The 9,591-nt window shown below is 70.5% G+C and carries 9 protein-coding genes; 4 read left to right on the top strand and 5 right to left on the bottom strand.

The features are described 5' to 3' along the window. Positions 1-183: 183 nt before the first annotated feature. Positions 184-1,557: a hemolysin family protein gene (locus G6024_RS05245; protein WP_069388500.1), complete on the top strand. Its 1,374-nt coding sequence runs from the start codon at positions 184-186 to the stop codon at positions 1,555-1,557. Continuing rightward, a complete protein-coding gene (locus G6024_RS05240) occupies positions 1,550-2,596 on the top strand; it encodes a hemolysin family protein (RefSeq protein ID WP_069388501.1) in 1,047 nt (348 codons plus the stop codon). The genes G6024_RS05245 and G6024_RS05240 overlap by 8 nt, the downstream gene beginning before the upstream one ends. A 32-nt stretch (positions 2,597-2,628) precedes the next feature. Here the strand turns inward: G6024_RS05240 and G6024_RS16880 are convergent, their stop codons facing one another. Then, the gene (locus tag G6024_RS16880; RefSeq protein WP_256821000.1) at positions 2,629-2,754 is read right to left on the bottom strand and encodes a hypothetical protein; all 126 of its coding nucleotides are present in this window, start codon (positions 2,752-2,754) and stop codon (positions 2,629-2,631) included. A gap of 236 nt (positions 2,755-2,990) precedes the next feature. Here G6024_RS16880 and G6024_RS05235 point away from each other — a divergent pair, with 236 nt between their 5' ends. Then, on the top strand, positions 2,991-3,773 hold the full coding sequence (locus G6024_RS05235; protein WP_069388502.1) for a pirin family protein: 783 nt from the start codon (positions 2,991-2,993) through the stop codon (positions 3,771-3,773). Here the strand turns inward: G6024_RS05235 and G6024_RS05230 are convergent. The 4 genes from G6024_RS05230 to G6024_RS05215 all read right to left on the bottom strand — a co-directional run bounded on the left by G6024_RS05230 (position 3,770) and on the right by G6024_RS05215 (position 8,898). Further along, positions 3,770-5,503, bottom strand: coding sequence for a BCCT family transporter (locus G6024_RS05230; RefSeq protein WP_069388503.1), 1,734 nt, complete (start codon positions 5,501-5,503; stop codon positions 3,770-3,772). The two genes, G6024_RS05235 and G6024_RS05230, sit on opposite strands and share 4 nt — an antisense overlap. A 128-nt stretch (positions 5,504-5,631) precedes the next feature. After that, the gene (locus tag G6024_RS05225; protein WP_235027765.1) at positions 5,632-6,240 is read right to left on the bottom strand and encodes a CAP domain-containing protein; all 609 of its coding nucleotides are present in this window, start codon (positions 6,238-6,240) and stop codon (positions 5,632-5,634) included. A gap of 100 nt (positions 6,241-6,340) precedes the next feature. Beyond that, positions 6,341-7,300, bottom strand: a complete 960-nt coding sequence (locus G6024_RS05220; RefSeq protein WP_083249470.1) for a diacylglycerol kinase — start codon at positions 7,298-7,300, stop codon at positions 6,341-6,343. Then, positions 7,297-8,898, bottom strand: a complete 1,602-nt coding sequence (locus G6024_RS05215; protein WP_159148228.1) for an FAD-binding oxidoreductase — start codon at positions 8,896-8,898, stop codon at positions 7,297-7,299. Before G6024_RS05215 ends, G6024_RS05220 begins: the two co-directional genes overlap by 4 nt. Before the next feature lie 155 nt (positions 8,899-9,053). Between G6024_RS05215 and G6024_RS05210 the strand changes: the two genes are divergently transcribed. After that, positions 9,054-9,591 (top strand): TetR/AcrR family transcriptional regulator (locus G6024_RS05210; protein ID WP_159148226.1); only part of this gene is annotated, 538 nt, incomplete at its 3' end.

The following is a 9,591-nucleotide window of genomic DNA, read 5'->3' as shown; positions in this document are numbered from 1 at the left end:
CACCGGGGGCGCGACACCGCACGACTCCGCGGGAGCGGCGAGCTCCGCTGCGACGTCCGGCGCGGGCGGGGACGGCGCTGCCGAGCGCGCCGAGCAGAAGAAGGTGTACCAGACCCCTGAGCAGCCGGATCAGGCCGTGGGCGGCTCGGACGGTACGGCAGACGGCCAGTAGCCGGGCCTGACGTGGCCATCGCCCTGACGCTCACGCTGGCGTTGATACTGCTCATCAGTGCCAACGCCTTGTTCGTGGCCGTCGAGTTCGGGTTCCTCACCGTCAACCGGGACGACGTGCGTGCGGCCGGCTCGGAGGGCGATCGCATCGCCACGACCCTCGACGGGTCCCTGGCCAGGACCTCGACGAACCTGTCGGGGGCCCAGCTGGGCATCACGGTCAGCAGCCTCCTGGCGGGATACCTCACCGGTCCCTCCGTGGGGGAGCTGATCACCGGCGCCCTCGGCGTGTCGGGGATGTCCGAGCCGGCGGCCCGCGGCATCGCGATGACGGTGGCCTTCGTCGTCGTCACCTTCCTCCAGATGGTCTTCGGCGAACTGGTCCCCAAGAACTGGGCCATCGCCGCTCCGATGCGGGTCGCGCGGCTGGTCGTGATCCCCCAGCGGATCTTCATGGCGGTGTTCGGCTGGCTGGTCACGGGCCTCAACACCACCGCCAACGTCGTCCTGCGGCTGCTCGGGTTCACCCCGCAGGAGGAACCCGGCGAGGCACGGTCACCCGAGGAGCTGCGGGCGTCGGCCGCGCGGTCGGGCCGTCAGGGCGCGATGGACCCGCACACGGCCGAGCTGGTGACCCGCTCGATCTCGTTCGGGGAACACCGCGCGGCGGACGTGATGGTGCCCCGTCCGCTGGTGACGTTCCTGCGTGACCACACCGCGCAGGACCTGCTCGACACGGTGGCCGCGACGGGCCGGTCGCGGTTCCCCGTCCTCGGCGCGACCGTCGACGAGGTGGTGGGCGTCGTCCACTACCGGCAGGCGTTGGCCGTGCCTGTCGACGAGCGCGCCCGGACGCCGGTGCGGGAGATCGCCACCGAGGCGACCGTGGTGTCGGAGGTGATGACGCTCGACCCGCTCATGCGGCTGCTCCGTCAGACCGATCTGCAGATGGCCGTGGTGGTGGACGAGTTCGGCGGGACCGCGGGGATCGTCACCCTGGAGGACCTGGTGGAGGAGATCGTCGGCGAGATCGATGACGAGCAGGACCGTGCGTCGCGCACCCACGAGTGGGTCGACGACGACACCGTGCTCGTGGGCGGGATGATGCGGCCCGACGAACTGGGCGCCATCCTGCGACTGGAGATCCCGCCGGTGGAGACGGTGTCCACCCTGTCCGGGCTCCTGTCCGAGGCGGTGGACCGACTCCCCCGGGTCGGCGACGAGACCGAGTTGGACGCGCACGACCACGAGAACCGCGACGACGACGACCTGCCGACGCGGGCGCGTGTGCGCCTGCGGGTGGCATCACTGCGCGCGCACCGGGCCGAGCAGGTGCGCGCCACCGTCCTGCGGGACGAGCCCGAGGCGGTGGACCCGGATGAGTGACGGCGTGGCATTGCTGGTCCTGGTGGCCCTCCTGCTGGGCAACGGGTTCTTCGTCGCCGCGGAGTTCGCGATGGTCTCCGCGCGGCGCGACAACCTGGAGCCGCACGCGGCCGAGGGCAGCACGCGCGCACTGTGGTCGCTGCGCGGCATGGAGAACGTGTCGCTCTCGCTGGCGGCCACGCAGCTCGGCATCACGGCCTGCTCGCTGCTCATCGGCGCGGTCGGCGAACCCGCCATCGCCCATCTCATCGAGCAGCCGCTGGGCTGGTTGGGCGTGTCCACCGGGTTCGCCCACCCGATCGCTCTGGTGATCTCCCTGCTCATCGTCACGTTCCTGCACATGGTGCTCGGCGAGATGGTGCCCAAGAACATGGCGATCGCCCGGCCCGCGGCCGCGGCCCTCCTGCTCGGCCCGGTCCTGCGGGTCTTCGTGCTGGTGTTCCTGCCCGCGATCTGGCTGATGAACAAGTCCGCGGACGCGGTGGTGAGGTACGTACTGCGGGTGGAACCGCGTTCCGAGGTGGAGACCACTTTCACGGTGGACCAGATGCACGGGATGGTCGCCGCGGCCGAGGACTCCGGCCTCCTCGACGAGGACGAGACGCTGCTGCTCGAGGGCGCGCTCGAGTTCGATCACATCACCGCCGCCGACGTCCTCCGGCCGATCGCGGAGGTGGACTCGATCGAGGAGGACTGGTCCACCGGAGACGTGCAGCAACTGTGCGTGCGGACGGGGCACTCGAGGTTCCCCGTGCGCCGCGGCGGCGCGTACGTCGGCTACGTCCACGTCAAGGACACCCTCGGCGACGACCTGTCCCAGCCTCTGCGCCGGGATCGGATCCGCGAACTGGGGATCGTGCCCGCGGAGACCCCCCTCGACGACGTCCTGGAGGCGATGCAGCGGGCGCGGGCCCACCTCGCGGTCGTCGACGATCGCGAACCCGGCGAACCCGACCCGCGTGGGCTGCTGGTCCTGGAGGACGTCCTGGCAGAACTCGTCGGCGAGGTCAGGGATGCGACGCCCGGAGCCGATCAGTAGGGCGCCCGAGGAGCAGAACGGGCCCCGACGACCTACCGGACCTTGTCGGGGTTGGTGTCGAGCACCCGCCCGAGAGTGTTGTCCACGACGATCTGCGCCACCCCGCTGTACGTGGCCACACCTACTCGCACCGTGGTGGCCAGCGCGTTCTGCAACATCGTGGAACCTCCCGCTAGTCGGTGTGACACCCGTCACTCTACGCTCGTCGGCGCCGGGCCGCTGACAGATAAACAATCTTTCTGGACGGGCGTTCTGAACGATCGCCCGAACAGTCGTTTCGAACCCTAAAGTGCCCCCTCCATCGCCGCCACCGAACGCGCGAGAGCGTCATCCCGCCACCGGCCGATGCTATAGTTGATGCGTCATCCACCTCTGGGGAGGGGGCACAGAGCCCATGTCCGACATCCGTATCCACCGGTCCCGGTCGCGCTCACACGACGCCGGCGGGTGGTTGGACTCCCGCCACTCGTTCTCGTTCGGCAACTACCAGGACCCGATGAACACGCACTTCGGCCGCCTGCTGGTGAACAACGACGACCGCATCGCCGCCGGCTCCGGATTCGACACGCACGGCCACCGGGACATGGAGATCGTCACCTGGGTCCTGTCCGGCTCGCTCGTGCACCAGGACTCCGAGGGACACAGCGGGATCATCTACCCCGGACTCGCGCAGCGGATGAGCGCCGGCACGGGAATCCTGCACTCCGAACGCAACGACGCCTGGCGTGACGGCTCGGTCCGCACCGAGGCCGCCCCCGCCGACCCGGTCCACCTCGTCCAGATGTGGGTCGTCCCGGACGAGACCGGCGGGGATCCCGGGTACGAACAGCTCGAGATCGAACCGGCGGAGCTGGAGAACCAGCTCGTCGTCGTCGCCGGAGGGCTACCCACCTACTCGGACCGTGCCGCCATCCGGATCCGCGACCGCACGTCCGCGCTGCACGCAGCGCGGCTGGGACCCGGCCGGTCCGTCCACCTCCCCGACGCGCCCCACCTCCACCTCTACGTGCCCCTGGGCTCGGTGACGCTGGAGGGCGAAGGCCCGATGGACACCGGCGACGCCGCGCGGATGACCGCCGCCGGGGGGCGGCGTGTCACCGCCGGCGACCACGGCGCCGAGATCCTCGCGTGGGAGATGCACGCGGGCATGACGATGCTCGACGTCCGCGGCCACTAGTCCTTCTCGGTTGCCGTCCCCTTGTCGTCGCCGGCCGACAGGGGGGCACCGTCGTCCTGCTCCCCGTCCCCCGGGATGTGGTACAGCGGGTGCACCGGCTCGGGCGAGGGCGCCTCCTCGTGCTTCTCGAGCTCCTCGGCCGAGTAGGCACGGCGCCACTGGCGGGTGATCGTGGGCGGCCTCTCCCCCATGTCATTGCTGATCCCGCGCACCAGGCTGTACATCATGACGAAACCCATGATGAAGAACGGCAGGCCGATGACGGTGATGACCTCCTGAAGCGCGGTCAGTCCGCCCTCGCCCGTGCCGGCCAGCAGGGTCGCCGCGACCGCGCCCATGAGCACGCCCCAGATGACGCGCTGATGGGTCGGCGAGGGCTCGAAGTCGTCGTCCTTGCCGGAGGCCATCATGTCGACGACCATCGACGCCGAGTCGACGGACGTGGTGAAGAAGACGACGACGAGCAGCACCGCGATACCGGAGAGCAGCGTGGCCAGCGGGTAGTTCGACAGGAACGCGAACAGCGCGCCCGGGATGTCGCCGTCGTCGACCACCGCCTCGGTGAGGCCGCCGGAACCGAAGAGTTCGATGTGGAACGAGGCCATGCCGAAGATGCCGAACCACAACACCGAGAAGCCCACCGGCAGGGCGAGGACGCCGAAGACGAACTGGCGGATCGTGCGGCCGCGGCTGATCCGGGCGATGAAGATGCCCACGAACGGCGACCACGTGATGGTCCACGCCCAGTAGAAGACGGTCCACGTGTTCTGCCACGAGGCCAGGTCGTCGTTGGCAGGAAAGACGTTGTTCCACAGCGCCAGCTCCGGCAGGGTCGACAGGTAGATCCCCAGCGACTCGACGGTGCCCTTGAGCAGGAAGAGGGTGGGCCCGGTCGCCACGACGAAGATCAGCAGCGCGACCGCGACCGCGATGTTGAGGTTGGACAGCCGCTTGATGCCCTTCTCCAGGCCCAGGGCCACGGAGATGCACGCGATGGTGGTGACCACGACGATGACGAGGACCTGGACGACCGGGGACATGGCGATGCCGAACAGCTCGTCCAGGCCGGCGTTGATCTGCAGCGTGCCCAGGCCGACCGACGTCGCCACACCGAACACGGTGCCGACGAGCGCCACGATGTCGATCGTCTTGCCGAGCGGGCCGAAGATCTTGTCGCCCAGCAGCGGCGCGAAGATCGAGCTCACCCGCGGCGGCATCTTGCGCTTGTAGATGAAGTAGGCGAACGCCAGGGCGGGCAGCGCGAAGATCGTCCAGGTGTGCAGGCCGAAGTGGTACAGCGTGAACGCCATCGCCTCGGTGGCGGCCTCCCGGCTGCCGGGTTCGACACCCCCGCGCGGCGGGGTCGCGAAGTGCGAGATGGGCTCCGCCACGCCCCAGAACATGAGGATGGTGCCGATCCCGGCCGCGAACAGCATGCCGAACCAGGTGAGTGTGGAGTGCTCGGGCAGCTCGTCGTCCCCGCCCAGGCGGACGTGACCGAACCGGCTGAGCGCGATCCAGATGAGGAAGCCGAGGAACGCGGTGACACCGAAGATGTAGAACCAACCGAGGTTGGTCATGATCCAGCCGGACGCGGTGCCGAATACGCTGCCCACCCATTCGCCGGCGAAGAACGTCACCACGACGAAGAGCAGGATGACCCCGACAGTCGTGAAGAACACCCCCGGATCGGTCTTGAGCCTCAGTGCTCTCAGTATCCGTTCGGACATGGTCTCCCCCGTCGTCTCGGCTCTACCCGGGCGCCGGTGCCGCCGGATCGAGTGGTTCAGTCAGAGTGCTGCTTCTATTAGTGGTCGGGCTTCTACTAGTGGTCGGGCTTCTACTTGTGGTCCTGCTTCTAGTACGCGAAGTTGTGTACCACGAATACCTTCCCGCCGCTCGAATAGGCGATTCCCATCCCGGCGGACCGGTAACCGGGATCGAGGAGGTTCTCGTTGTGGCCGGGCGAGTTCTTCCACAGGTCGACGAGGCAGGTCGCGCCGCAGTGGGTCCCGGCGGCGACGATGTTCTCCCCGTAGCCACGGCCGATCAGGGCGGTGTTGTGGACCACCTCGTCGCGGGCGGCGAGACGGTCGGCCCAGGCCTGGGCCTCACGGTCGAGTTCCGGGTTCGGCGCCAGCGTCCCGAGTGCGCGGCCGACGCGGTACGAGTCGATCTCGCGGACGATGCCCTCGCGCAGACCCCCGGTCACCGCCATGCCGGCGACGTCCCGGTAGGCCATCTCGCTGGAGCCGACCGCCGCCCACACCTCGGGGGGCAACGCGGCGCGCACCTGGGAGACGAGCCCGTCCACCTGGGGCACCAGATGGGCGGGGATCAGGTGCTGCGGGATGAAGGACGGCAGTGTCCGGTCAGCCGTCTGGGCAGAGGCGGTCGCGGCCCCACCCACAAGGGTGGCGGCGGTGACGGCGATCGTCGCGAGTGACGCGATGAGACTGGTGCGCATGGTGATGATCATGCCGCCTCGGTGCGCCTGAAGCGAACCAATTGGCCGATGAGGTATCAGGGCGGGCCTGAAGCGTCGTCAGCGCTGTGACCAGCATATATCAGTGATGCTGATGTGACTGGAGAGGCCGACGAGGCACGAGGAACCGGCCCGCTCCGGGGAGCACCTCGACGGTCACCGGGAGGGGCGCGACGGCGTCCCCGTCGGCGAAGGCCTCGACGTCCGCGGCCTCGAGTCGGACCGTCCGGCACCGCCTCGTCGACACGCCGCGCAGGCCCACGTGGCCGCCGGAGTAGATCGAGGGGAAGTGGCGCATGAAGCGCAGTTTGGAGATCTTCCCGACGTAGCAGACGTCGAACAGTCCGTCGCCGCGATCCGCGTCGGGCGCGATCTTCATGTCCCCGCCGTAGCTGCGGGTGATCGCGAACGCGCTGAGCAGCACCTCGGTCTCGACTGTGTCCTCGGTCTGCAGTCCGGCGTCGAAGACCATCCGGAAGCGCCGGGGACGGTAGGTCGGGAACTCGATGATCGAGGCCAGGACATAGCGCAGGGGCCCGCGGAGGATCCCCATCTCGTTGACCCGCCGGTTGACCCTGGAGTCCAACCCGGCGCACAGCACCGAGGCGAACACCGTCGGTTCCCCGCCGTCCGGGGTGGCCCGGCCGAGGTCGACGGTCTCGACCCGGCCGTCGGCGACGACGTCCGCGGCGGCCTCGGGATCGCCCAGGGGGATGCCGTACTCGCGGGCCAGGTCGTTGCCGGTGCCCGCCGGGATGATGCCCACGGGCACATCGGTGAAGGCCTGCGCCTGCACGGCGATCGAGACCATCCCGTCTCCGCCGCACACCACCAGCGCGTCGGTCCCGTCGGCCACCGCCCGCCGCGCCAGCGCGAGGGACTCGGTCGCCCCGCCTCCGGCTAGCCGGGTGACCTCGAGACCGTGCGCGCGCAGCCGGTCGGCGGCCCGGCCCGCCACCTTCTCTCCGCGTCCCCCGCCCGCGGCGGGGTTGACCAGCAGCGTGACCGCCCCGATCCGGCGGTCGGACAGCTGCGCGCTCATGGGATGAGTGTGCCCGGGTTGCACACGCCGTGGGGGTCGACGGCGCTCTTCACCGCGCGCAGCATCCGCAGTCCGACCTCGCCGATCTCCGACTGCAGATACGGGCGGTGGTCGACGCCGACCGCGTGGTGGTGGGTGATCGTGCCGCCGGCCGCCACGATCGCCTCGGAGGCCGCCCGCTTGGCATCGAGCCACTGGGCGACGGGGTCCGGCCCGCGCTGGCCAGCCACCACGGTGAAGTAGAGGGACGCACCCGTCGGGTAGACGTGGCTGATGTGGCACATGACCAGCGCCGGCGTTCCGAAGGCCTCGAGCGAGGTGGTCAGCGCCTCCGTGACCGCGGCCCGCAGTGCCGGCAGGCGGGACCAGTCGGTGGCGGTCTCCAGGGTCTCCACCAGCGCGCCGTTGTCCAGCAGCGCATCGCGCAGGACCGGGGCCCCGAAGCGGCCGTGTTCCCACGACTGCGCGGGCCCCGGGCCCAGCGAGGTGCCGCCGTGGGTGATCAGGACCTCCCGCGTCTCCGTGTGCCGGGACCCGGCGTGGGCAGCCGTGCCCTCGAACAGGCAGAGACACAGACACCCCTCGGAGCGGTCCTCGTCGTCCCCGGCCTGCTCGCCGATCGACTCGGTCGCGGTGGCGAGGTTCACCATCGTCTCCGTCTCGTCGGACAGGCGGATGACCGTCGGGCCCGTCCCCTGCTGCTCGACCGCGCGCAGCGCCGCGGCGCCGGTGGCGAAGTCGGGGAAGCGGAACGCTTCGTGCCGCACCACCTCCGGCACCGGATGGATCCGCACGCGCACCCGGGTGCACACGCCAAACGCACCCTCCGATCCCAGGAGCCACTGCCGCAGGTCCGGTCCGGCGGCCGACGCCGGGGCCCGGCCCGCCTCGATCACGCCGACCGGGGTGACCACCGTCAGCCCGCTGACCATCTCGTCGAAGCGCCCGTACCCGGCGGAGCTCTGTCCCGAGGACCGGGTCATGGCGTAACCGCCCAGCGTGGCGTAGGGGAAGGACTGCGGGAAGTGCCCGAGCGAGAAACCGTGCTCAGCCAGCAGTTCCTCGGCCCGCGGACCCGTGACGCCCGCCCCGAGGACCGCCTCCCCCGACTCGGGGTCGATGGACTCGAGACCGTCGAAATGGGCCAGGTCGACGCTCAGCACGGCCCTGTTCGTCCCGGAGTCCGGGTCCAGGCCGCCGACGACGGAAGTGCCGCCGCCGAAGGGGACGACCGCGACCTTCTCGGAGGTGCACCAGTCCAGGAGGGCGGCCACCTCGTCGTCGTCCCCCGGGGCCACCACCGCATCGGGGCAGTCCACGGCCGGCCTCGTCCGCCACGCCAACAGGTCGGGCGTCGACTTGCCGCGGGCGCGCGGAAGGCGCTGCGCGTCGTCGACCGAGACGTCGCCGGGGCCCACGATGTCGGCCAGTGCGGCGAGATCGACGTCGGTGAGTCGCGAGGGCGAGGCGGTCACCGCGGCCGGGTCGAACGTCCGCCCGGTCTCCGCGGTCACGCCGAGCACGTCGCGCAGCAGGGCGCGGATGCTCTCGCTCAGCTCCGTGGCCTCGGCGGCCGTCCCCCACCTGGGCAGGTCCATCGGCGGTAGCGGCAGGCGGCCGGATCGGTGCTTGTCAGCGGGGTTCACGTCGCTCATACTGGGACACTAGAGCACGATCTGTTCCGCTCACGGGTTTTCGTCGGGTGACCCGGCACCGATCCGCGCCCCGCGGGACCCGCCGCGAAGGAGGCCCGGTGACCGTTTCCTCCCCTTCGCGCCACACCACGCGGGACCGCGCGCTCACCGCCGCCCGGGCCGCGATCCTCGAGATCAGCCCCGGCCGCACCACGATGGTCGAGGTCTCGCGCCGATCCGGCGTCGGACGCACCACCCTCTACCGGCACTGGCCCGACGTCAGGGCACTGGTCGCCGACCTCCTCACCCGCGAACTCACCGGCGTGGTCGAGCGCGTCGGCCCGGACCTGCTGGAGGGCGCGGTCCACGATGCCGGCGAGTTGGCCCGCCTGCTGTGCGCGATGGCCGACGAGGTGCGCACCGACCCCCTGCTCGACGCGCTGCGCCGACACGAGAGCGGCATGCTCGCCGAGTACGTGTTCCGCCGGCTCGGCACGTCCCAGCACCGACTCATCGGGTTCCTCCGCGACGTCCTCGCCCGCGCCATCGCGGCCGACGCCCGCCTCGCCGGCCGCGACCCCGACCGCATGGCCACCATGCTCTACCTCGCGGTCCAGGGCGCCGTGCTGTCCGCTCCACTGGCCGACCCGCCGCTCG

This window comes from Dietzia maris, from assembly GCF_014144855.1.
Lineage (GTDB): Bacteria > Actinomycetota > Actinomycetes > Mycobacteriales > Mycobacteriaceae > Dietzia > Dietzia kunjamensis.
Note: the sequence above shows the minus strand (reverse complement) of the source record. Positions and strands in the feature narration are given on the sequence as shown.

What these genes read in the sequence shown, in the direction of transcription:
- G6024_RS05240 (WP_069388501.1), top strand. Translation starts at nt 1,550, where the DNA reads ATGAGTGACGGCGTGGCATTGCTGGTCCTGGTGGCCCTCCTGCTGGGC.
- G6024_RS16880 (WP_256821000.1), bottom strand. Translation starts at nt 2,754, where the DNA reads ATGTTGCAGAACGCGCTGGCCACCACGGTGCGAGTAGGTGTGGCCACG.
- G6024_RS05235 (WP_069388502.1), top strand. Translation starts at nt 2,991, where the DNA reads ATGTCCGACATCCGTATCCACCGGTCCCGGTCGCGCTCACACGACGCC.
- G6024_RS05230 (WP_069388503.1), bottom strand. Translation starts at nt 5,503, where the DNA reads ATGTCCGAACGGATACTGAGAGCACTGAGGCTCAAGACCGATCCGGGG.
- G6024_RS05225 (WP_235027765.1), bottom strand. Translation starts at nt 6,240, where the DNA reads ATGCGCACCAGTCTCATCGCGTCACTCGCGACGATCGCCGTCACCGCC.
- G6024_RS05220 (WP_083249470.1), bottom strand. Translation starts at nt 7,300, where the DNA reads ATGAGCGCGCAGCTGTCCGACCGCCGGATCGGGGCGGTCACGCTGCTG.
- G6024_RS05215 (WP_159148228.1), bottom strand. Translation starts at nt 8,898, where the DNA reads ATGGACCTGCCCAGGTGGGGGACGGCCGCCGAGGCCACGGAGCTGAGC.